Annotated in this window: 21 protein-coding genes; 16 read left to right on the top strand and 5 right to left on the bottom strand. The window is 74.5% G+C overall.

Annotated elements, in window-relative coordinates; translation table 11 throughout:
- Positions 1-52: 52 nt before the first annotated feature.
- A complete protein-coding gene (locus Sru01_RS32200) occupies positions 53-1,387 on the top strand; it encodes an acyltransferase family protein (protein WP_203993767.1) in 1,335 nt (444 codons plus the stop codon).
- A gap of 65 nt (positions 1,388-1,452) precedes the next feature.
- Here Sru01_RS32200 and Sru01_RS32195 read toward each other — a convergent pair whose 3' ends face one another.
- Positions 1,453-2,301 carry an arylamine N-acetyltransferase family protein gene (locus tag Sru01_RS32195; protein ID WP_203993765.1) on the bottom strand — a complete coding sequence of 283 codons (849 nt, stop codon included), beginning with the start codon at positions 2,299-2,301 and terminating at the stop codon, positions 1,453-1,455.
- A gap of 296 nt (positions 2,302-2,597) precedes the next feature.
- Between Sru01_RS32195 and Sru01_RS32190 the strand changes: the two genes are divergently transcribed.
- The 5 genes from Sru01_RS32190 to Sru01_RS32170 all read left to right on the top strand — a co-directional run bounded on the left by Sru01_RS32190 (position 2,598) and on the right by Sru01_RS32170 (position 8,685).
- Positions 2,598-3,950 carry an LCP family protein gene (locus tag Sru01_RS32190; protein ID WP_203993763.1) on the top strand — a complete coding sequence of 451 codons (1,353 nt, stop codon included), beginning with the start codon at positions 2,598-2,600 and terminating at the stop codon, positions 3,948-3,950.
- Between the two features lie 144 nt (positions 3,951-4,094).
- Positions 4,095-4,763, top strand: a complete 669-nt coding sequence (locus Sru01_RS32185; protein WP_203993761.1) for an HAD family hydrolase — start codon at positions 4,095-4,097, stop codon at positions 4,761-4,763.
- A gap of 89 nt (positions 4,764-4,852) precedes the next feature.
- Positions 4,853-6,286, top strand: coding sequence for an NADP-dependent phosphogluconate dehydrogenase (gene gnd / locus Sru01_RS32180; RefSeq protein ID WP_203993759.1), 1,434 nt, complete (start codon positions 4,853-4,855; stop codon positions 6,284-6,286).
- 265 nt (positions 6,287-6,551) lie between these two features.
- Complete coding sequence (locus Sru01_RS32175; RefSeq protein ID WP_239137927.1) at positions 6,552-7,388, top strand: undecaprenyl-diphosphate phosphatase; 837 nt, start codon at positions 6,552-6,554, stop codon at positions 7,386-7,388.
- 121 nt (positions 7,389-7,509) lie between these two features.
- Positions 7,510-8,685 (top strand): cytochrome P450, encoded by a 1,176-nt coding sequence (locus tag Sru01_RS32170; protein WP_203993757.1) that lies wholly within the window; start codon positions 7,510-7,512, stop codon positions 8,683-8,685.
- 58 nt (positions 8,686-8,743) lie between these two features.
- Here the strand turns inward: Sru01_RS32170 and Sru01_RS32165 are convergent, their stop codons facing one another.
- Positions 8,744-10,120 carry a sensor histidine kinase gene (locus Sru01_RS32165; RefSeq protein WP_239137926.1) on the bottom strand — a complete coding sequence of 459 codons (1,377 nt, stop codon included), beginning with the start codon at positions 10,118-10,120 and terminating at the stop codon, positions 8,744-8,746.
- Positions 10,120-10,776, bottom strand: coding sequence for a response regulator transcription factor (locus Sru01_RS32160; RefSeq protein WP_203993756.1), 657 nt, complete (start codon positions 10,774-10,776; stop codon positions 10,120-10,122). The genes Sru01_RS32165 and Sru01_RS32160 overlap by 1 nt, the downstream gene beginning before the upstream one ends.
- 210 nt (positions 10,777-10,986) lie before the next feature.
- On the opposite strand from Sru01_RS32160, the gene Sru01_RS32155 reads away from it, so the two are divergent.
- From Sru01_RS32155 to Sru01_RS32125, 7 genes are all read left to right on the top strand, one after another.
- Entirely contained in the window at positions 10,987-11,514 is a 528-nt protein-coding gene (locus Sru01_RS32155; RefSeq protein WP_203993753.1) for a hypothetical protein, read from the top strand.
- A complete protein-coding gene (locus Sru01_RS32150) occupies positions 11,511-12,635 on the top strand; it encodes a peptidoglycan-binding protein (RefSeq protein WP_203993750.1) in 1,125 nt (374 codons plus the stop codon). Before Sru01_RS32155 ends, Sru01_RS32150 begins: the two co-directional genes overlap by 4 nt.
- Entirely contained in the window at positions 12,632-13,321 is a 690-nt protein-coding gene (locus Sru01_RS32145) for an ABC transporter ATP-binding protein (RefSeq protein WP_203993747.1), read from the top strand. The genes Sru01_RS32150 and Sru01_RS32145 overlap by 4 nt, the downstream gene beginning before the upstream one ends.
- Positions 13,321-14,583 carry an ABC transporter permease gene (locus Sru01_RS32140; protein WP_203993744.1) on the top strand — a complete coding sequence of 421 codons (1,263 nt, stop codon included), beginning with the start codon at positions 13,321-13,323 and terminating at the stop codon, positions 14,581-14,583. The genes Sru01_RS32145 and Sru01_RS32140 overlap by 1 nt, the downstream gene beginning before the upstream one ends.
- A gap of 113 nt (positions 14,584-14,696) precedes the next feature.
- Positions 14,697-16,178: a serine/threonine-protein kinase gene (locus Sru01_RS32135; RefSeq protein WP_203993741.1), complete on the top strand. Its 1,482-nt coding sequence runs from the start codon at positions 14,697-14,699 to the stop codon at positions 16,176-16,178.
- Positions 16,179-16,297: 119 nt separating this feature from the next.
- Complete coding sequence (locus tag Sru01_RS32130) at positions 16,298-17,329, top strand: ATP-binding protein (RefSeq protein WP_203993738.1); 1,032 nt, start codon at positions 16,298-16,300, stop codon at positions 17,327-17,329.
- Positions 17,330-17,365: 36 nt separating this feature from the next.
- Complete coding sequence (locus Sru01_RS32125) at positions 17,366-17,752, top strand: SCO5389 family protein (protein WP_203993736.1); 387 nt, start codon at positions 17,366-17,368, stop codon at positions 17,750-17,752.
- 242 nt (positions 17,753-17,994) lie between these two features.
- Here the strand turns inward: Sru01_RS32125 and Sru01_RS32120 are convergent, their stop codons facing one another.
- Both Sru01_RS32120 and Sru01_RS32115 read right to left on the bottom strand, forming a co-directional pair.
- Positions 17,995-18,486: a hypothetical protein gene (locus tag Sru01_RS32120; protein ID WP_203993733.1), complete on the bottom strand. Its 492-nt coding sequence runs from the start codon at positions 18,484-18,486 to the stop codon at positions 17,995-17,997.
- 133 nt (positions 18,487-18,619) lie between these two features.
- Complete coding sequence (locus tag Sru01_RS32115) at positions 18,620-19,015, bottom strand: hypothetical protein (protein WP_203993730.1); 396 nt, start codon at positions 19,013-19,015, stop codon at positions 18,620-18,622.
- Between the two features lie 97 nt (positions 19,016-19,112).
- On the opposite strand from Sru01_RS32115, the gene Sru01_RS32110 reads away from it, so the two are divergent.
- From Sru01_RS32110 to Sru01_RS32100, 3 genes are all read left to right on the top strand, one after another.
- Positions 19,113-20,099, top strand: coding sequence for a GlxA family transcriptional regulator (locus Sru01_RS32110; protein WP_203993727.1), 987 nt, complete (start codon positions 19,113-19,115; stop codon positions 20,097-20,099).
- A gap of 107 nt (positions 20,100-20,206) precedes the next feature.
- Positions 20,207-20,983: a hypothetical protein gene (locus tag Sru01_RS32105; RefSeq protein ID WP_203993724.1), complete on the top strand. Its 777-nt coding sequence runs from the start codon at positions 20,207-20,209 to the stop codon at positions 20,981-20,983.
- A gap of 214 nt (positions 20,984-21,197) precedes the next feature.
- The coding region (locus Sru01_RS32100; protein WP_203993721.1) for an AfsR/SARP family transcriptional regulator at positions 21,198-22,520 on the top strand (1,323 nt) is incomplete at its 3' end.

Raw genomic sequence — 22,520 nt, 5'->3', positions numbered from 1 at the left:
CATAGCGTGAGTGCATGGTGAATGAGGGGAAATCTCGGGTAGCAAGCGGCAGATGTCCGACCTGACCGGCCGGCCGCCCCGGCCCGGACCACGTCCGCCCGCGCCACCGGAGGCCCGCCGGCCCCGCCAGCAGTGGCTGGACGCGCTACGCGGCATCGCCGCGCTCCTGGTGGTCTTCGAGCACTCGCTGGATCCGCTGCTGCCGGAGGTCCGCAACGCGGTGAGCCCGTGGTTCGACTTCGGACAGTACGGCGTCCTGGTGTTCTTCCTGGTCAGCGGATACGTCATCCCGGTGTCGCTGGAACGGCGCGGCAGCGTGCGCGGCTTCTGGGTCACCCGGTTCTTCCGGCTGTACCCGCTGTGGGCCGTGGTGGCGGTGCTGGGAGCGGGATTCGGGCTGCTGCAGGTGTACTCGTCGCTGCCCGCCCAGACGGCGGCGGCGCCGTGGACCTCCGGGCTGGCCCACCTGACCATGCTGCAGGACCTGCTCCAGGTGTCCAGCATCGTCAACGTCTTCTGGACGCTGTCCTACGAGATGGCGTTCTACCTGCTGGTGACCGCGATGTTCGTGCTCGGCGTGCACCGGGCCGCCGCCGGGACCTCGGCGGCCCTGGCCGGCTGCGCCCTGGCCGCCGGCGCCCTGGTGCCGGCCGGCCGGCTGACCGGAGTGCTCGGCACCGGCCCGGTGGTGGCCGGCGCCACGTTCGTGCTGGTCGCGGGGCTGGCCGCCGTACTCACCGGCCGGCCCGGCATCCGGGCCTGCGGCGCCGTGCTGCTCGCCGTACCGGTCCTGCTGCTGGTCACCGCCAACAGCCGGGTCGGCTCCTGGCAGAGCCTGATCATCCTCGCCACCATGTTCGGCGGCACCGCGATCTACCGCCTGGAGCGCTCGTCCTCGCTGCGGGCCGCCCTGCCGATCGCCCTGGTGCCGGTGCTGTCGGTCACCGCGGCTGTGCTGCACGGCCCCGGCTGGGGCATGCCGCCGGCCGCGCAGGTGGAGTTCAAATGGAGCTGGTCGGTGGCGGTCGTCGCCGCCTGGCTGACCTTCGCCGCCGGTCTCGCGCTGCGCCACCGCGAGGTTTCCCCGGTGCTGGCCTGGCTCGGCCTGGCCAGCTACTCCGTCTACCTGCTGCACCCGCTGGTGGTGCAGGTCATCCGACGGATCACCGTGGACCCCGCCGGGATCCCGCTGCCGGCCCGGCTGGCCTGGGAGGCGGTGCTGTTCGCGGCGGTGGCCGGTTGTGCCGCGCTGACCTACCGGTACGTGGAGACCCCGGCGCAGCGCCTCGGTCACCGGCTGGCCCGGGCCGCGGCCCGCCGGGAGACCGCCGGACCGGGTCCAGGCGGCCCGGCCGGCGGCCGCGAACTCGCCGGCTCGGCGCGCTGATCACGCCGGACCGGCACGGCACGCGCGCGCCCGGCCCGGGCCCGCAGCGGCTCCGCGGCAGATGGTCAGGCTGGGGCCGCGGCGAGCCGGGCGATGATCGCGCGCTCGTCCTCGGCGTCCGGCACGATGCCGAAGGTCTCGCGCAGCACGCCCGCCAGCTCGCCGGGCGCGATGTCACGCTCGGCGGTCCCGTCCGGAGTCGCCTCGGTCAGCCGCAGGTCGCGCAGGGTGTGGCGGACCCGCGGGCCGCTCCGCTGGGCCACCAGCGCGCCGAGGAACGGCGACCGGGACGAGGTGGCGGTGTAGTGGTTGGCCATCTGGAAGTCCGCCGGGTGGTGGCGCTCCTCGCGGAAGGTGTACAGGTCGACCGGGCCGTCCGGCCGCACCGCGCGGAGCACCCAGTCGCCGTCATGATGGGTGAGATCCCAGGTCCGGGCGCCCACGGTGACGGTGGCGCCGCCGACCAGCGGCAGCGGCTCCAGCAGCCCTTCGGCACCGAACCCCACGTCGGCCAGCCACCGGCCGCCGTCTGCGTGCACCACCAGCATGGCGTGGGTGCGCGGGCGCACCCGGTCCGCGCCGATCCGGACCCGGGCCAGCTGCCGCTCGACCCGGTGGCCGAGGCGCTCCAGCACCGCGCCGAAGAGCAGGTTCTGCTCGTAGCAGTAACCGCCGCGACCGGGCCGCATCTTGGCCTGCAGCCCGGCCGGGTCCAGCCGCAGCTCGCGGCCGAGGAACACGTCGATGTTCTCGAACGGAACGGCCTCGACGTGCGCCCGGTGCAGCAGGCGCAGCGTCTCCGCGGTCGGGGCGGCGGGCGCGGGCCGGCCGATCCGGTCCAGGTAGGCCGGCAGGTCGAGCAGCTCGGTCCCCCAGACCGACGTCGCCGCCTCGGGAGGATTCGTACTGATCACGAAAAGAGCGTACCTTTCCCCCCGAAGCACGGCTCCTGCGGTCGTCCCCGGAGCGCATAGTGGCCGGAAAATGAACCTTTGCTGCGAATACGGTGACGGAGCGGCAGGAATATCATCACGATCGCTAGACTTGCCGGCGGTTCGCCGGGCGGGGACCCGGCCGACCTTCGTCGGTGCGTGGCCCCGGCCACAGCCCTGGCCGATCACATGGGGACCAGTTGAGCGGCGAGCTCCTCGACACGCCTGCCGTCCGGCCTGCGGATGATTCCGCGGCGCGCCCGGGCCGGCGGCGGTTCATGCCATGGGTGTGGTGCGCGGTCGCCGCGGTGGCCGGCGTGGCGGTGGCGGGCGGCGCCACGCTGGTCGGCGCCTACACCCGGCTGAGCGGCAACATCAAGCACGTGGCGGTGGACCCCGGCGAGCTGGGCCGGCGGCCCGTCAAGCTGGGCAGGGCCATCAACGTGCTGCTCGTCGGCTCCGACTCCCGGGCCGGGGCCAACGCCAAGTACGGCCACCGGGAGTTCGGCGAGCGCACCGACACGATCATCCTGGCGCACATCTCGCCGCGCCGGGACAACGCGCTGCTGGTCAGCTTCCCGCGTGACTCGCTGGTGCAGCTGCCCGCCTGCCGGGCGAAGAACGGCCTGCCCGGGCAGCGGGCCCACCTCGGCATGATCAACGAATCGTTCAACTTCGGCGGCATCGGCTGCACCTGGCAGACGATCGAGTCGCTCACCGGCATCCACATCGACCACTTCGTCAAGGTCGACTTCACCGGGTTCAAGAGCATGGTGAACGCCCTCGGCGGCGTCGAGATCTGCGTGCCGAAGGCGATCGACGACCGCAAGGCCATGCTGCGCCTGCCGGCCGGCCGGCAGACCGTCCGGGGCGAGCAGGCGCTCGGCTACGTGCGCGCCCGCTACAGCCTGGGCGACGGCTCGGACATCGGCCGCATCCAGCGCCAGCAGATGTTCCTGGCGTCCATGGTCAAGAAGGCCATGAGCGGGGCCACGCTCCGCGACCCGGCCACCCTGTTCCGCTTCCTGGACGCCGCCACCCGGTCGGTGACGACCGATCCCGCCCTCACCGTCGGGGTGATGAAGGACCTGGCGGCGGGCGCGCAGGGGCTGGCCGCGGGGAACATCCGCTTCGTCACCACCCCCTGGCACTACTCGCTGACGCAGCCCGGCCGGGTGGAGTGGGTGCAGCCGCAGGCGCGGCAGCTGTTCCGCCTGGTGGCGACGGACGGCACGCTCAAGGGTTCGCAGATCAGGACCGGGCGGCAGGGCAAGGTGCCGAAGTCCACGGTCGAGGTGGTGGTGCAGAACGGCACGAACCGCGGCGGGCTCGGCGCCCGGGTCGCCGCCGACCTGGAACGGCTCGGCTATCCGGTGGTGCACGTGGGCGACGCCCGCCGCAAGCCGTACCCGAAGACCACCATCAAGTACTCCCCCGGCGGCGCGACCTCGGTGCCCACCCTGGCCGGTGATCTGCTCGTCTCGCGCAATCTCCCGGTGCCCGCCGCCACCACCCGGCGGCTGGTGCTGGTGATCGGCGACGACTGGCGCGGGGTGAAGCCGCCGCCGCTCGCGGAGAAGGAGCTGACCGGCATCGACGCGACCCAGGACTCCTGCGCGGCCCCGGCCTGACCCCCCGCGCCGCCGGCCGGGGCGGCCCGCAGGACCTCCGGCCCGGTGTAGCGGCGGGCGCCGGGGTAATGAAGGTGACATGTATCGGCCGTCCTTCGCCGGGGCTCCGGGGCGAGGCCGGCGAGCGACACAGGGGTGGTGGACATGCGGCGTGGAGTGATATTCGACCTGGACGGCACGCTGGTCGACAGCGATTACCTGCACGTGGTCGCCTGGTGGGAGGGCTTCCGGCGGGCCGGACGGGACGTCCAGATGGTGGACGTGCACGGGGCCGTCGGCCGCGCGGACCGGGCCCTGCTCGACTATCTGGTGCCGGACGCGACCGACCAGGAGATCCAGACGATCTCCGACACGCACGCGGAGCGGTACCAGGCGCGGTTGGGCGAGGTCCGCGCGGTTCCCGGCGCGGGCGAGTTGCTGCGCACCGTGGCGGCCCGCGGCCTGGAGGTGATCATCGCCACCAGCGCGCCCAAGGACCAGGCCGAACGCCTGATCGCGATCACCGGCGCGGAGGACGCCGTCTCGGTGCTGGTGCACGCCGGGGATGTCGAGCGGTCCAAGCCGGACCCCGAGCCGGTGCGGCAGGCGCTGGAGAAGTCCGGGCTGCGCCCGCAGGACGCGCTGCTGGTCGGGGACAGCGTCTGGGACTGCGTCGCCGCCCGGGCCGCGAAGGTCGGCTGCGTGGCCGTCCGGTCCGGCGGCATCGACACCGCGTCGCTGACCGACGCGGGCGCGATGGCCGTCTACAAGGACTGCCAGGACCTGCTTTCCCACCTCGATGACAGCCCGATCGGCCGCCTCGTCCAGAATTGACGGGTGATGCGCCGGCGCAGCCATCGGCCCCCGGTCGAACCCGGCCGCGCTCCCGGGCGTATTGCCCGATGGGAAGGGGAGTGATCGGAATGGCACAGCAGGCGGTCATCGGCGTCACCGGGCTCGGGGTCATGGGCCGGAACCTGGCGCGCAACTTCGCCCGGCACGGGTACCCGGTCGCGGTGCACAACCGGACGAGCGCCAAGACCACGGCGCTGATGGAGGAGTTCGGCCACGAGGGTGACTTCATACCGGCCGAGACGCCGGCGGAGTTCGTCGCCTCGCTGGCCCGGCCCCGCAAGATGATCATCATGGTGAAGGCCGGCCTGTCCACCGACGCGGTCATCGACGAGTACGCCCCGCTGCTGGAGCCGGGCGACATCCTGGTGGACGGCGGCAACGCGCACTACGCCGACACCCGGCGCCGGGAGCGCACGCTGCGCGAGCTCGGCATCCACTTCGTCGGCGTGGGCATCTCCGGCGGCGAGCAGGGCGCGCTGGAAGGACCGTCGATCATGCCGGGCGGGTCGGCGGAGGCGTACGCGTCCCTGGGGCCGATCCTGGAGGACATCGCGGCCAAGGTCGACGGCGTCCCGTGCTGCGCGCACGTCGGGCCGGACGGCGCCGGGCACTTCGTCAAGATGGTGCACAACGGCATCGAGTACGCCGACATGCAGCTCATCGCCGAGGCCTACGACATCCTGCGCAAGGGCGCCGGGCTGTCCCCGGCGGAGATCACCGAGGTGTTCCGCACCTGGAACTCCGGCCGGCTGGAGTCGTACCTGATCGAGATCACCGCCGAGGTGCTCGCGCACACCGACGCCGCCACCGGGCGGCCGTTCGTCGACGTGGTGCTCGACCAGGCCGAGCAGAAGGGCACCGGCCGGTGGACGGTGCAGGCGGCGCTCGACCTCGGGGTGCCGGTCACCGGCATCGCCGAGGCGGTGTTCGCCCGCTCGCTGTCCGGCCACGCCGCGGTGCGCGGGGCCGCCCGCGAGCTGCCGGGCGCGTCCGGCGCCGGCCTGGAGGCGTCCTTCGCCGACGCCGTCGAGCAGGCGCTGTACGCCTCCAAGGTCGTGGCCTACGCCCAGGGCTTCGACCAGATCCGGGCGGGCAGCGAGCAGTACGACTGGAACATCGACCTCGGCGCGATGGCCACCATCTGGCGCGGCGGCTGCATCATCCGGGCGCACTTCCTGGACCGCATCCGCGCCGCCTACCAGGCCGACCCCGCCACCCCGACCCTGCTGAGCGACGCGAACTTCGCCGCCGAGATCAGCAAGGGGCAGGACGCCTGGCGGGAGGTGGTCGTCGCCGCGATCCGGCGGGGCATCCCGGCGCCCGGCTTCGCCAGTTCGCTCGCCTACTACGACGGGCTGCGCGCCGAACGGCTGCCGGCCGCGCTGATCCAGGCGCAGCGCGACTTCTTCGGCGCGCACACCTACCGCCGCGACGACCGCGAGGGCTTCTACCACACGCACTGGGAGCTGCCCGGCCGCCCCGAGGCCCGCATCGACGTCTGAGCCGCACCGGCCGGCGCCGCCCGCCCCCCCCCGCCCGGTCACGACGTCCGGCCGGGGGCGGCGGCGTGCCGGGGCCGGGCAGGCCCGAGGCGTGCCCGGGCGGCGGACGGGGCCGGGCGGCGGACGGGGGGCGGGGCGGCGGGCCGCGCGGCGAACCGGGCACATCGGCCGTTCGACCGAATCCGGGCGGTGCCGAATTCGGCTAGCCTCAGGGGCCAGCGTCCGCGTCCGGCCCGTCGGCGGGCCGCGTCCCCTCCCCCGGAAGGTGTGTTCGTTGATCGGCTGGTTCGAGGCGTTCGTTCTAGGCGTGGTCCAGGGGTTGACCGAGTTCCTCCCCATCTCGTCCAGCGCCCACGTCCGGGTGGTGTCCGCCTTCTTCGGCTGGGAGGACCCCGGCGCCGCGTTCACCGCGGTGATCCAGCTCGGCACCGAGACCGCCGTGCTCATCTACTTCCGGCGCCGCATCTGGGACATCATCTCCACCTGGACCCGCGCGCTGTGGACGCCCGAGCTGCGCGGCCTGCCCGCCGCCCGGATGGGCTGGTACGTGATCGCGGGCAGCGTCCCGATCGGCGTGCTCGGCCTGGCCTTCAAGGACCAGATCGAGACCACCGTGCGCGACCTGCGGCTGGTCGGCGCCTGCCTGATCGTCTTCGGCCTGCTGCTCGCGGTGGCCGACCGGCTGGCCCGCAACGAGCTCACCCTGGACCGTCACCTGAACCTGCCGCACGCGCTGACCTACGGCCTCGCCCAGTCGCTGGCCCTCATCCCGGGCGTCTCGCGCTCCGGCGGCACGACCGGCGCCGGGCTGCTGCTCGGCTACCGGCGGGAGCAGGCGGCGGAGTACTCCTTCCTGCTGGCGATCCCGGCGGTGCTGATGTCCGGCGTGCTGGAGCTGTTCTCCATCGGCGAAGGCGAGGCCCCGGATTGGGGGCCGACCATCCTGGCCACCCTTATCTCGTTCGCCGTCGGCTACGCCGCCATCGCGTGGTTCCTGCGGTACATCGCCACCCACCGCTTCACGCCGTTCATCATCTACCGGGTGATCCTGGGCATCGTGGTGATCGCCTTGGTGGCGTTCGACATCATCCCGGCCGGCTGACCGTCACTCGATTCCGTGACAATTCTTGACCATCCGCATTGCCGGAGCACCCCGGCGGATGCGACGGTCGAAGGGCCCGGCCGCCCGGCGGGGCGACGCCGAACAAGGGAGGCATCACCTGATGTCCGATCTGCCGCAGCTGCCGCTCGCGCGGCGGGACCGGTTGGACGTCTCCACCGAGTACCGCGAACTGCGCCGGCGGACCCCGATCGCCCGGGTGCGCACCCGGGCCGGGGACGAGGCCTGGCTGGTCAGCGGATACGAGGACGTGCGGCGGGTGCTCGCCGACCGCCGGTTCGGCCGCTCGCACCCCGACCCGGCCAACGCGCCGCGGATCTCCAACTCGGTGCTCATCGGCGGCCCGATGGGCGACCACGCCACCGAGCGGGAACGTGACGAGCGGATGCGCCGACTGCTGGTCCCGGCGTTCTCGCCGCGGCGGATGAAGGCGCTCGGCGGCCACGTACAGGACCTCGTCGACGGCCTGCTCGACCGGATCGCCGGGATGGGCCCGCCGGTCGACCTGCACGAGCACCTCTCGTTCCCGCTGCCCGTGCTGGTGATCTGCGAGCTGCTGGGCGTGCCGTACGCCGACCGCGACCGGTTCCGCGCGCTGGCCGACCGGATGGCCGACCTGACCGACCCGCTGTCGGCCGCGGCCGCGCGTACCGACCTCGGCGTCTACATCCACGGGCTGGTCGTGGCGAAGCGGCGGCGGCCGGCCGACGACGTGCTGTCGGACCTGGCGACCATGGACGCCGACGACGAGGAGATCGCCTCGCTCGGCGCCGGCCTGCTGTTCGCCGGGCACGAGACCACGATGACCCGCATCGACCACGGGGTGGTGATCCTGCTGAGCGACCTGGGCCGGCGGGACGCGCTGGCCCGCGACCCCGAATCGGCCGCCGGCGTGGTGGAAGAGGTGCTGCGGGTGGCCGCGCCGTCCGACCACGGCCTGATCCGCTACGCCAGGGAGGACGTGCCACTCGGCGAGGTGACGATCCGGGCCGGCGAGGCCGTGGTGGTCCTCACCGAGGCGGCCAACCGCGACGAGACCGTGTTCAGCGCCCCGGACGACTTCGAACCGGGCCGGGCGGGCGCCGAGCGGCACGTGGCCTTCGGCTACGGCCCGCACTTCTGCATCGGCGCGCACCTGGCCCGGCTGGAGCTGCGGACGGTGTTCGCCACCCTGTTCCGGCGGTTCCCCACGATGGAGCTCGCCCGGCCGGTGGCGGACCTGCAGATGCGCAGCGGCATGCTCACCGGCGGCTTCGCCGAGCTTCCGGTCACCTGGTGACCCGGCCGCCGGCCACCAGGTGATCCCGGTCACCGGCCACCGGTGACCAGGCCACCGGTCAGCGGTCCGCCGCCCGTGCCGGGCGGGCCCGGCCGGGGTCGCCGCCGCGCGGGCCGGCGTGGCCGGCGCCGGAGTCCGGGCCGGCCGGCAGGCCGTCCAGGGTGGCGGGCAGGCCGTCCGGGCCCGCCGGCAGGTCGTCCGGCGCGGCCGGCAGGGTCACCGTCACCGCGAGACCGCCGCCCGCCCGGGGCCGGGCGGTGACGTCCCCGCCGTGCGCGCGGGCCACCGACCGGACGATGGACAGGCCGAGCCCGGCACCGCCGGGGCCGATCACCCGGTCCCGGCCCAGCCGGCGGAACGGCTCGAACAGGCCGGGCACCTCGTAGGGCGGCACGGCGGGGCCGGTGTTGCTCACCGTCACCTCCACCCGGCCGCCGCCCGCGTGGCGGCTGGCGACCAGCACCCGGCCGCCCGTCCCGGTGTTGTGCCGGATCCCGTTCTCCACCAGGTTGTGCACCATCCGTTCCAGCAGCAGCGCGTCGCCGGCGGTGGGTGCGGGCCCGGCCCGCTCCTCCACCGCCACCCCGGCGGCGGCGGCCTCCGCCGCGCACTGCGCCACCACGTGGCCGACCACGTCGGCGAGGTCCACCGGCAGCCGTCCGACGATCTCGCGCTCCGAGCCGGCCAGCAGCAGCAGGCCGCTGATCAGCCGCTCGTGCCGCACGTTGATCTCCAGCAGGCTCTCGCCGAGCCGCTTGACGTCCTCCGACGCCGACGCCCGGTGCATGGCCAGCTCCACCAGCGCCCGGCCCAGGGTGAGCGGGGTGCGCAGCTCGTGCGAGGCGTTGGCGACGAACCGGCGCTGCCCGTCGAACGAGCGGTCCAGCCGCTCCACCATGGTGTCGAACGTGTCGGCCAGGTCCTTCACCTCGTCGTGCGGGCCGGTGAGGGAGATCCGCTCGTGCAGGCCGCGGTCGGCCGCGGGCGCCGCCGCGATGCGGCGGGCGGTCTCGGTGACCCGGTGCAGCGGGGCCAGCACCCGGCCCGCGACCAGCCAGCCGAACGCCGCCGCCGCGCCGCCCACCACGATCAGGGCGATGGCGCCCTGGGTGAGCAGGGAGGTCGTCGCGGCGTCGTGCAGCCTGCCCCGCTGGGCGTCCAGCCACCTGCTCGCGTCCGGCCCGGACAGGATGTCGCCGTCGCCGGTGTAGACGACGGTCGACCTCGGACGCGGGGAGGCGCCCGGCGCCGAGGCGGCGGCCGGCGGCGGCAGCAACTGGGCCACGAACTTGCGGTCGGAGCCGTTGAGCTGCTGGTTGAACAGCGCGTACGTGGTGCCGAGCAGCACCACCCCGGCCGCGAGGAACAACCCGCCGTAGATGAGGGTCAGCCGGGCCCGCAGGCTGACCCGGCGGGGACGCCGCTCGCGCGCCATCACCGGATCCGGTAGCCGACGCCGGTCACGGTCTCCACCACCGCGGGCGGGCCGAGCTTGCGGCGCAGCTTGAGCACGGCGATCCGGACCGCGCCGGTGAACGGGTCGGCGTTCTCGTCCCACGCCTTCTCCAGCAGTTGCTCGGCGGACACCGTGGCGCCACCGGCACGCAGCAGCTCGGCGAGCACGGCGAACTCCTTCTTCGACAGCGGGACGTACCGGCCGTCGCGGAACACCTCGCGGCGGGCCGGGTCCAGGGTGATGCCCGCGCGGTGCAGCACCGGCGGCGCGGCCGGCCGGCAGCGGCGCCCGAGCGCCTGCACCCGCGCGGCCAGCTCGGGGAAGGCGAACGGCTTGGCGAGGTAGTCGTCGGCGCCGAGCGAGAGCCCGGCCACCCGGTCGGTGATCTCGGCGGCCGCGGTGAGCATCAGCACCCGGGTGCCGGCCGCCGAGTCCACCAGCTCGCGGCAGACCTCGTCGCCGGGCACCGCCGGCAGGTCGCGGTCCAGGACCACCACGTCGTAGTCGTGTACGGCGAGCCGCTCCAGCGCCGCCGCGCCGTCATGGGCCACGTCGACCGCGTGCGCCTCCTCGCGCAGCCACTCGGCGATCGTCCCGGCCAGCAGCGGCTCGTCCTCCACCACCAGTACCCGCATCGCTCTCCCCTTCCGGCGTCCGCCACCGGGGGACGGCCAAGGCAATGATGACCGCCGGGCCCGTTTCCTCGCCGTTAGCGGCCCCGGTGATAGGGACGGCGGTCCGCCGCGGGCCGGGCGGAAACGCCGGGGAAACGCCCGATCGCGTTGCATGCCGTCCGACCGGCGGGGACCGTCCCGGCCGGCACCACCCCTGTGGAGGAGACGACGATGCGAGCACCCGGCGCCCTGGTGACGTTCACCCTGGCCCTCGCCCTGGCCGTCCCGCTCACCGGCTGCGCCGGCGACGCCGGCCCGCGGGTCGCCACCGGCGGCGGCGGTACCGCCGCGCCGGCCGGCGCGAGCCCGGCCGCGAGCGCCGACCCCGAGGAGATGGGGATCAAGTTCACTCAGTGCCTGCGCGAGCACGGGCTCGACGTTCCCGACCCGCAGCCCGGCGAGGGCATCCGCTTCAAGTTCGGCAAGGACACCGACCGCACCACGGTGGACAAGGCGATGGAGGCGTGCCGCCGGTACGCCCCCGGCAAGGTCGGCACCGGCGGCGCCGATCCGGAGCGGCAGGAGAACCAGCGGAAGTTCGCCGCGTGCATGCGGGAGAACGGCGTGGAGAAGTTCCCCGACCTGGAGGGCGGCCAGATCAAGATCACCCCCGAGATCGGCGAGGACCCCGACTTCCCGGCCGCCGAGCGCAAGTGCAACGAGATCCTGTCCTCCGGCGTCTCGGTGGGGACCAGGTGACGGGCACGCCCGCGCCCGGCGCCCCGGAGCCCCCGCCCGGCCGGCGGCGCCGGCGCGGGGCGCGGCCGTGGGCCTACGGCGCCGCGCTGGCCGCCGTCGCCGCGATCGCGGGGGCGGCAGCCGGCCTGCCGGTGCTGCGCGGCGGCCCGCCGGGCGCCACCGCGGCGAGCACCGCCCCGCCCGCGACCGCCACCGTCACCCGCCGGACGCTGAGCGACACCACGACCGCCGACGGGGTGCTCGGCCACGGCCCGGCCACCACCGCCACCAGCCGGTTGCCCGGCACGCTCACCCACCTGCCCGGCACCGGCGCCGAGATCACCCGCGGCCGGGCGCTGTACTCGGTGGACGGTGACCCGGTGACGCTCATGTACGGCTCGACCCCGGCCTACCGGACGCTCGCCCCCGGCGCCGAGGGCGCCGACGTGCGGCAGCTGGAGCGCAACCTGCGGGCCCTCGGCTACGACGGTTTCACCGTGGACGGCGAGTACACCTACGGCACCGCCACGGCGGTCCGCGAGTGGCAGGCCGACCGGAAGATGGCCGAGACCGGCACCGTCCCGCTCGGCCGGGTGGTCTTCGCGTCCGGGCCGGTGCGGATCGACGCGCTGCACGCCGAGGAGGGCGGCCCCACCGCCCCCGGGCAGCGGGTGCTGTCCTACACCGGCGTGACCACGGCCGTCACCGTGGACCTCGAGGTGTCCGACGCGCGCCTGGCCGCCAGGGGCGCCGCGGTCACCGTCACCCTCCCCGACGGGAAGGAGGTGGCCGGCCGGGTCACCGAGAGCGCCACGGTCATCGAGCAGGCGCAGGGCGAGCAGGAACCGGCCACCAAGGTGGAGGTGACGGTCGGGTTCCCCGGGCGCGCGGCCCGGCGGGCGGCCGGCGCGTACGCGCTCGCCGCGGTGGACGTCACCTTCACCGCCGGCCGGCGCGAAGGGGTGCTCGCCGTCCCGGTGGCCGCGCTGCTCGCGCTGCGCGAGGGCGGGTTCGGCGTGGAGGTCGTCCAGGGCGGTACCTCGCGGTACGTCCCGGTGCGCACCGGTCTGTTCGCCGACGGCCTGGTGGAGATCTCCGGCGCCGGGATCGCCGAAGGCACGGCGGTGGGGGTGCCGGCATGATCCACCTCCGCGACGTGACGAAGGCCTACCCGGGCGGCGTCACCGCCCTCGCCGGGGTGTCGCTGGCCGTCGAGGCCGGGGAACTGGCCGCCATCGTCGGGCCGTCCGGGTCCGGCAAGTCCACCATGCTGCACGTGGCCGGCACCCTGGACCGGCCCACCTCCGGCACCGTGCACGTCGCCGGATACGACGTCACCCGGCTGTCGGACGCCGAGCTGTCCGCGCTGCGGGCCGGCCGGATCGGTTTCGTCTTCCAGCGGTTCCACCTGGCCCCGGGCGTGCCGGCCCTGGACAACGTCGCCGACGGGCTGCTGTACCGCGGGCTGCGGCGGGCCGAGCGGCGGCGGCTCGCCGCCGGCGCGCTGGAGCGGGTGGGCCTGGCGCACCGAATGGACCACGAGCCGCACGAGCTGTCCGGCGGGGAACGCCAGCGGGTCGCCATCGCGCGCGCCGTCGCCGGTGGGCCGTCACTGCTGCTGGCCGACGAGCCCACCGGCGCGCTCGACTCGGCGGCCGGCGCCGGGGTGATGGCGCTGCTGCGCGAGCTGAACGCGGGCGGCACCACCGTGTTGATCATCACGCATGACGAGGGCATCGCCGCGTCCCTGCCGCGCCGGGTGCGGATGCGCGACGGTCGCGTCCTGGACGACGGCGTGTCCCCCGGCGCCGCAGCGAAGGAGTGCTGATGGCCGCCACCCCGCCGGCGAACGCCGGCCCCGTCCTCACCCCCGCCCGGCCGGCCGGGCCGCCTCCCCCGCCGCGACCGGCCCGGCTGCGGCCGGCCGACCTGCTGCGGGTCGGGGCCACCGGGATGCGCGCCCGCCCGCTGCGCGCCTTCCTGTCCGCGCTCGGCATCTCCATCGGCATCGCCGCGATGGTCGCCGTGGTCGGCGTGTCGTCCTCCTCCCGCGCCGAGCTCGACCGGGCCCTCGCCGCCCTCGGCACCAACCTGCTCACCGTCTCCCGAGGGACTACGCTGACCGGCGAGCAGGCCTGGCTGCCGGACACCGCCGAAACCATGATCGGGCGGATCGGGCCGGTACGCGCGGTCTCCGCCGTGGGGCGGGTGGACGGCGCGAAGGTGTACCGCACCGGCAGGATCCCCGAGGTCCAGACCAACGGGCTCGCCGTGTACGCCGCCCGGGAGGACCTGCGCGACGTCCTCGGCGTCCGGCTGCGCCTCGGCGCCTGGCTGAACCGGGCCACCGCCCGCTACCCGGCCACGGTGCTCGGCGCCACCGCGGCGGCGCGCCTCGGCATCGGCCACCCGGGGCCCGACACCCGGGTGCTGGCCGGCGGCGTCTGGTTCACCGTCGTGGGCGTCCTGCGGCCCGCCGAGCTCGCTCCGGAGCTGGACACCGCGGCCCTGGTCGGCTGGCCGGTGGCGGCGGACCGGCTGGGGTTCGACGGGCACCCGACCATGGTCTACGCGCGGGCGGCGGACGACCAGGTCGCGGCGGTGCGCGACGTGCTCGGCGCCACCGCCAACCCGGCGGCGCCCAACGAGGTGGAGGTCTCGCGGCCGTCGGACGCGCTGGCCGCCCGGCAGGCCGCCGGGCAGGCGTTCACCGGGCTGCTGCTCGGCCTCGGCGCGGTCGCGCTGCTGGTCGGCGGGGTCGGGGTGGCCAACACCATGGTGATCTCGGTGCTGGAGCGGCGGGCGGAGATCGGGCTGCGCCGGTCACTCGGCGCGACCCGCGGCCAAGTGCGCGCCCAGTTCCTCACCGAGTCGCTGCTGCTCTCGGCGGCGGGCGGGGTGGCCGGTGCGCTGCTCGGCGCCGCGCTCACCGCCGGGTACGCCGCCTACCAGGGCTGGCCGGTCGTCGTCCCGCCGTGGGCGCTGCTCGGTGGGGTGGCCGTCCCGCCGGCCATCGGCGCGCTGGCCGGTCTGTATCCCGCGCTGCGGGCCGCCCGCCTCCCGCCCACCGAGGCGCTGGCCGTCCCGTGAGCCGGTGCGGTCCGGTGCCGGGGAAGTGACAGTCCCGCCAGATTCGTCGTGCGTTGTGGAAGACTTCCGATCTGCTGACTTCTCGCTCTATCACCCGCGAGGGGGCTTATCGGATGGGAACTCCCGGGCAGCTGCTGGTGCGGCGGTACCGGCTGGTGCGCGCGCTGGGCCAGGGCGGCATGGGCATGGTCTGGGAAGGCCACGACACCCTGCTGGACCGGCCGGTGGCGATCAAGGAGGTGCTGGTGTCGCAGACCCTCGACTCGCGGCAGCGCCTGGCGATGATCCACCGCACCTCCCGCGAGGCCCGCACCGCCGCCCGGCTGCACCACCACGGCATCGTCACCGTCTTCGACGTCGCCGAGGAGGACGGGCGCCCGTGGATCGTGATGGAGCTGGTCCCGTCCCGGTCGCTGGACCGGGTGATCGGCAGCGAAGGCCCGCTGTCGGTCGCCCGGGCCGCGCCCATCGCCGCGCAGATGCTCACCGCGCTGTCGGTCGCGCACGCCGCCGGCATCGTGCACCGCGACGTGAAGCCGGCCAACATCCTCATCGGATACGACGGGCGGGTGGTGCTGAGCGACTTCGGCATCGCCATCTCGCTCGGCGACCCCTACGCGCAGCGCAGCGGCACGGTGGGCTCGCCGGGCTTCCTCGCCCCCGAACGCATCGCCGGGGCGCCGGCCACGCCGGCCGGAGACCTGTGGTCGCTGGGCGCGACGCTCTACGCGATGGTGGTGGGCCGCCCCCCGGCGTCCGGCCCGATGGGGCCGCTGGCCTCGCTGCTCACCCAGGACGCCGCCCTCGGCAGGGCACCGGCCGAGCTGCGCCCGGTGCTGGCCGGTTTACTCGCCCAGGACCCGGCCAGGCGGATGGGCGCCGCGCAGGCCCGGGAGATGCTGGAGGCGCTCGCCACCCGGGAACCGGGCCGGCCGGCGGCCGCGCGGCACACCCGGGTGCTCGCCGGGGTGGCGGCCGCCGCGGTGGCCGCCGGTGCCATCGGCGGCTGGGCGGTGCTGCGGCCGTCGGACGTCACCACCGGATCGGCGGCGCCGCGCGGGCCCGCCGACCGGCCGGCCGGCCCCGCGGTGCGCGAGCGGGGGTCGCTGACGCCCCCGTCGGCCAGCCCCGGGGAGGAACGCATGCGGTGGTTCGACGCCGGCGAGGGCTGGCGGGCGGCGGTGCCGCGCGGCTGGCGGCTGACCGCCCAGCACGAGGTGTTCACCTGGGCGGAGCCGGCGGGCACCGCCTACCTGGAGTTGCGGCTGCTCAGGTCCGCGGTGAAGGATCCGTTGCGCCGGCTGCGGGCGAGCGAGGCCGCCCTTTCGGCGTCGGTCCGGGAGTACCGGCGGGTGCGGGTCGGCCGGGTGCCGGGCGGCCGGGAGGTCGTCGCGGAGTGGGAGAGCACCTGGACCGGGCCGGGGCACCGTTCCTGGACGGTCAAGGGGGTGGACTACCACGCGGTCCAGCGGCTGGTGGTCTCCGGCGGCCGGACGACCGTGCTGGACTGGGTGACCACCGCCGCCGAGTGGGAGCGGATGAAGCCCACCATGCGCGCCGTCTTCGACCGCTACGACCCGCCGGCCGTCGACTGAGCCGTACGCGCCGGCCGCCGGGTGCGGCGGTCCCGGCGCCACCGTGCCAATACCTGGAACCCCAGGTATGCCGCTCGATGTGATTGAAATGGTTTTCATAATCATGTTGAATGCCGCGCATGAGAGTTGCGTTCGTCGGCAAGGGCGGCAGCGGCAAGACCACGCTGTCGTCCTTGTTCGCCAGATATCTCGCGCGGCAGGGCGGCCCGGTGGTCGCCGTCGACGCCGACATCAACCAGCACCTCGGCATGGCCCTCGGCCTGGACCCGGCGGCGGCACCGGTCCCGCTCGGCGCCCACCTCGACGAGATCAAGGAATATCTGCGCGGTGACAACCGGCGGATCGGCTCGGCCGCCGCCATGGTCAAGACCACCCCGCCCGGCCGGGGGTCGCGCCTGGTCGGCGTCACCGATCCGTTCTTCCTCGGCCGGTTCGCCACCGAGGTCCAGGGCGTGCACCTGATGGTCACCGGCCCGTTCGCCGAAGAGGACCTGGGCGTCGCCTGCTACCACTCCAAGGTCGGCGCGGTGGAGCTCTTCCTCAACCACCTGGTGGACGGTCCCGGCGAGTACGTGATCGTGGACATGACCGCCGGCGCCGACGCGTTCGCCTCCGGGCTGTTCACCCGATTCGACCTGACCTTCCTGGTCGCCGAGCCGACCCGCCAGGGGGTGGGCGTCTACCGCCAGTACCGCGACCACGCCCGCGAATTCGACGTGCCCGTCGCGGTGGTGGGCAACAAGGTGCACTCGGCGGCGGACGTCGCCTTCCTTCGCGAGCAGGTCGGCGACGACCTGCTGGTCTGCCTGGAACACTCGCCGGCCGTCCGCGCCATGGAGCAGGGCCGGCCGTTCACCCTGGACGACCTGGAACCGTCCGGCCGGCAGGCGCTGGGCGTGCTCGCCGCCCAGGTCGCCGGCCGGCCCAAGGACTGGGCGAAGTTCGGCCGGCAGGCCGTCGAATTCCACATCCGCAACGCCCGCGCGTGGGCGAACCGCGCCACCGGTGCGGACCTGATCGGGCAGATCGACCCCGACTTCGTCTTCGGTGAACGCCCCGCGACCGGTGCCGGCCGGCCGGTGGCCGCCGGCGCGGCGTCCACGCGACTGTCCCCGTCCCGCCATCTGGAGCCGATCACCCCGCCCGCCTAACGTCGGATCCGTCCCCTCCCGAGAGGAGAACCAAGCATGTCGCTGACCGTTCCAACCGAGCTGGTCGACCAGGCCCGCGCCGGCGACGTCGACGACGAGGCGTTCCTCGCCTGCGTCCGCGACTCGCTGCCCTACGCGTGGTCCCTGATCACCGAGCTGGTGCACCGGCGCGAGCAGAGCGGTGCCGAGTTCGCGGACAACCACACGCCGCCGCCGGACGAGGCGGCCCGCGGGCAGCTGCTGCGCTGCCTGGCCAGCGACGCCATGCGCGGCGCGCTGGAGCGCAGGTTCGGTGTGCGGCTCGCCTTCCAGAACTGCCACCGCGTCGCGGTGTTCGACCCGGCGGCCGAGAAGGCGCACGCGGAGTTCGTCACCGCCCGCGCCCAGATCCTCAACCAGCGGCCCGACCTCGTCGACTGCTGACCTGCGGCCGCCACCGGTTCCCGCCGCTCCGGGCGGGTACCGGTGGGGATGCCCGCCGGTGGTCGACACCCCGGCGGGCGGTTCCCGATACGCGAAAGGCCCGCCGGACCGCCTGATGGCGGCCCGGCGGGCCGATGCGCCCCCGCGGTCCTCCCCGTCACGTGGTGGTGCACCCTGATGCGGCGGCCGGTGGCGGTCCCAGGCCCTCGCCATCAGCGGGCACGCGCCCCCGAGGCGGCGGGTCACTCCTCGCCGTCGGCCTCGTAGATGTAGTTCCAGCGGCCGCAGTACTTCTTCTTGGCCTGGTGGTTGTCCCAGTAGCAGACGCGGGTCTGGATGCTGTCGACCTCGTCCTGGTAGTAGTGGAAGTAGCGGTAGCCGCTGGAGCCGCACTTCTTGGCCCAGTAGGTCGACTCGTCGCCGTCCTCGTTCTCGAACTTGACCTGGACGTACCCGCACAGCCACCACGGGGAGCCCTTGTCGTACACCTTGCCCTCGACGTGGATGTTGCCGTGGTGGTCCTCGTAGACGCTGCCCTTGGCCTTGGCGCGGGAGCCGTGGAAGTACTTGCTGTAGTACGGCCCCCAGAAGTCGCGGTCGAAGCTCGCGGCCGTGGCCGACGCGGTGGTGGTCGTGGCCGCGGTGGCGGCCGAGGCGGCGACGGCGGGGGCGCCGACGGCGATGACGGTGGACGCGGCGGCGAGACCGAGCGCGGTGCGGATGGAGCGGCGCATTTCTTCTCCTGGTGCCTGCGATGCCCCGGTCCTCCTGACCCGTCCGGGGCTTGTGTCCTCATTGATACGGGGCACCGCCTGCAAGGCGCTTACAGCCGCCTTACCCCGCCCTGCGATTCGCTTACAGACCGGCTCAGAGGTGGTCGTGGCGGCGCAGCAGCATCGCGCCCAGCATGAGCGGGAACATGGCGACGTGCGCGGCGATCATCAAGGTATCGCCGTCGATCAGGCCGGTCCAGAGCATCGGAAAGAGCGGGACGATCGGCACGAACATCGCGGCGCACATCTCCAGGGTGTGCCGCCAGGCGTGGCCGCGGATCCGCATCCAGACCGCCATGCCGAGGGACATGTCGAAGGCCATCGCCAGGTAGCCGAGTTCGGGCTCGCGGGCGAAGGAGACGTCCAGGCCGGCCAGCGACCGGAGGAACCCGAACACCGCCATCCCGACGAACATCGCGACGATCATCTCGATGTAGTGAAGGGTGAACCGGAGCCGTCCACCATGGGCTCGTGCCGCTGTGTGAGTCATGGTTCGACTATGGGAGCGGGCGGGCCGGCGTCCAAGGGACAACAAGGTGGCGGTCCGGAATCTTGGGGGTCGTGTCATTCCCGCCTATATTCAGGCCATGGAAACCCGGCACGTCCTGATCGTGGGTTACGAGGCCGCCGAGTTGCTCGACATCGCCTGCGTGGTCGGCGCGCTGGAGAGCGCGAACTTCCGGAGCGGGATGCCGCACTACCGGGTCCGGCTGGCCACCCCGGGCGCGCGGCTCATCGACTGCGGCCCGAGCGTGAAGTTGCAGGCCGGCGAGCGGCTCGAACGGGTCACCGGGCCGATCGACACGCTGGTCGTCTCCGGCGGGGCGGGCAGCGAGGACGCGGCCGCCGACCGGCTGGTCGTCGCGCACGTCCGCCGGCTGGCCCGCGAGAGCCGGCGGGTGGCGTCGGTGTGCACCGGCGCGGCGATCCTGGCCGCCGCCGGGCTGCTGGACGGCCGGCGGGTCACCACGCACTGGCGGTGGGCCGACGACCTCGCCGCGCTGTATCCGCGGGTCAGGGTGGATCCCGATCCGATCTTCATCCGGGACGGGAACGTCTACACCTCGGCCGGCGTCACCAGCGCCCTGGACCTGACCCTCGCCCTCATCGAGGAGGACCACGGTACCGAGCTGGCCCGCACCGTGGCCCGCCAGCTGGTGACCTACCTGCAGCGGCCGGGGAACCAGGCCCAGATGAGCATGTTCACCGCCGCGCCACCACCGGCCAACGCCCTGGTCGGTCGGGTGATCGACCACATCACCGGCGACCTGGGCGGCGATCTCGGCGTGGGGACGCTGGCCGCGGCCGCCGGGGTGAGCGAGCGGCACCTGACCCGGCTGTTCCTGCGGTACCTCGGGCAGACACCGGGCAGGTTCGTCCGGCAGGCGCGGGTGGAGGCCGCGGCCCAGCTGCTGGCGACCACCTCCCTGCCGATGGCCACCGTGGCCGCCCGCTGCGGGTTCGGCACGGCCGAGACCCTGCGCCAGGCGTTCGTCGGCCAGTACGGCGTCCCGCCCTCGCACTACCGGCTCACCCAGTCCAGCGCGGTGGCCCGCGGGACCGCTCCCGGCTGATCCGGCCCGGCCGCCGTATCGACCAGTGGGACGGCTGGGAGATGGGTCTATGGGAGCGCTCCCAAGTGGCGTACGTTGCTCCTGTCGTCCGAACGGAGGAGCTGATCGTGCGCAGATGGTTGACCGTGGCCTGCGCGGCCATGATCCTGCCCTTGACGGGGTCCACACTCACCGCCGCGGCCGGGGACCGCGGCCCCGGCACCTGCGGCCGGCATGCCGCGCTGTTCTGCGAGGATTTCCAGGACCTGCCGACCGGCGGCGCGGCGAGCCTCGACTGGGGGGTCGACACCCGGCACGGCACCCTGACCGTGGAACGGACCGGGCGCGACGGCCAGAAGGCCCTGCACGTGCACACCGAGGGCAACGGGCGGGCCTTCCTCAGGGTGGACGACTTCGCCGCGCCCGGCAACGGCTTCTACGGCCGGGTACGGCTGCGCGTCGCCGCCTTCCCCACCGCGCCGGACTGGGCGCACTACACGCTGATCGAGGCCACCGGCGCCGGTCCGGAGATCGTCCGGCCGCTCGGCGGCCAGTACGTGCCCACCACCCGGACCGCCCTGTGGGGGGTCGGCGCGGACGGCGGGCCCACCGGTGACTGGACGAACTGGCGCGAGTCCGCGCCGTCCCGGGCCGGCCGGTGGCAGTGCGTCGAATGGCGGATGGACCCGGCCGACAACCGGATCACCCTGTGGTTCGACGGCGTGCCGCAGCCGGACCTCACCGTGTCCACCCGCGAGCACGGGGGCAACGACGTCGACTTCGTCTTCCCGCGCTTCGACACCGTCAAGCTGGGCTGGCAGCTCTACCAGCCCGGACCGACCCCTGCCGCCTACGACGTCTGGATGGACGACATCGCGCTCAGCACCCGCCGCGTCGGCTGCTGACCGCCGCGGCGCCGGATCCGGCCGGCCCGGCCGGATCCGGCCCTCGGGGGCCGGGCGAAGTCGACCGTCCCGCGGCGGCCGGGCTCGCGCCCGGCGACGACGCCTCGACGCCCGGCGGAACCGGCGATTACCGGTAGGTGTACCGCTTGGGGCGCGCCGGAGCGGGGATCTATCATCAGCGGAAGAAACCTTGCTCAGGGTGGGGAAGCGTCCAATGGCTGGTCATGGTCTGGCGGCTGGCCTGACGTTCGCCGTGCTCGGCCCGGTCCGGGCCTGGCGGGACGGCCGCGAGCTGGAGATCGGCACCCCGCTGCAACGGTCGATCCTGGCCATGCTGCTGCTGCGCGAGGGCCGCGCGGTCACCCCGACCGAGATGATCGACGCGGTCTGGGGCGAGGAGGCCCCGCCGCGCGCCCTCGGCGCGCTGCGGACCTACGTGTCGCGGCTGCGCGCGGTGCTGGAGCCGGACCGCTCCCCCCGCACCCGGCCCGAACTGCTCACCTCGGTCGGCCGCGGGTACGCCCTGCGGCTCACCCCCGGCCTGCTCGACCTGGAGGTCTTCGAGCGCCGGGTGGCCGCCGCCGAGAACGAGCGCCGGGCCGGCGACCTGGCCGGCGCGGCGGCGGCCGTCCGCGAGGCGCTCGGCCTGTGGTCGGGCGAGCCGCTGGCCGGTGCGGTCGGCCCGTACGCCGAGAGCCAGCGCGGCCGGCTGCTGGAGCGCCGGGTGGGCGTGCTCGAGACGCTGATGGAGCTGGACCTGGCGCTCGGCCGGCACGCCGACGTCATCCCCGAGCTGATCACGCTCACCGCCGAGCACCCGCTCCGGGAGCGGCTGCGCGCCCAGCTGATGCTCGCCTTCTACCGGTGCGGGCGGCAGGCCGAGGCGCTCGCGGTGTTCTCCGACACCCGGCGCGCGCTGGTGGAGGAGCTGGGCATCGACCCCGGTCCGGAGCTGGCCGCGCTGCACCGGCGCGTGCTGGCGGCCGACCCGGGGCTGGCCTGGGCTCCGGCTGCGCGCCCGCCGGCCGGGCCGGACGCCGGCGGCGCGCGGCGGCCGGCCGGCCCGGATCCGCGCGGCACCGAACCGGACGACCGGGACGGGCCGCGTGACGGGCCGGAGGTCCGGCACGAGATGCCGCGCCCCGCGCAGCTTCCGGCGGCGGTCGCCGACTTCACCGGTCGCCGGCAGCTGGTGAACCGGCTGCGCACCCTGCTCGCCGCGGGACACGGCGAGGGTATGCCGGTCGCCGCGGTGTCCGGTATCGGCGGGGTGGGCAAGACGGCGCTGGCCGTGCACGTCGCGCACTCGCTGCACGAGGTGTTCCCCGACGGCCAGCTCTACGCCGACCTGCGCGGCTACGGCGAGGAGCCCACCGACCCGGCCTCGGTGCTGGCCGCCTTCCTGCGCGCGCTCGGCCTGCCGGTGGACGTGATCCCCGACGGCCTGGCCGAACGGGCCGCGCTGTTCCGGTCGCTGCTCGCCGACCGCCGCATGCTGGTGCTGCTGGACAACGCGCGCGACGCCGGGCAGGTGGCG

Source organism: Sphaerisporangium rufum (assembly GCF_016863395.1).
Taxonomy (GTDB): domain Bacteria; phylum Actinomycetota; class Actinomycetes; order Streptosporangiales; family Streptosporangiaceae; genus Sphaerisporangium; species Sphaerisporangium rufum.
The sequence above is the reverse complement of the archived record's forward strand: the minus strand, read 5'-3'. Positions and strand labels throughout refer to the sequence as shown.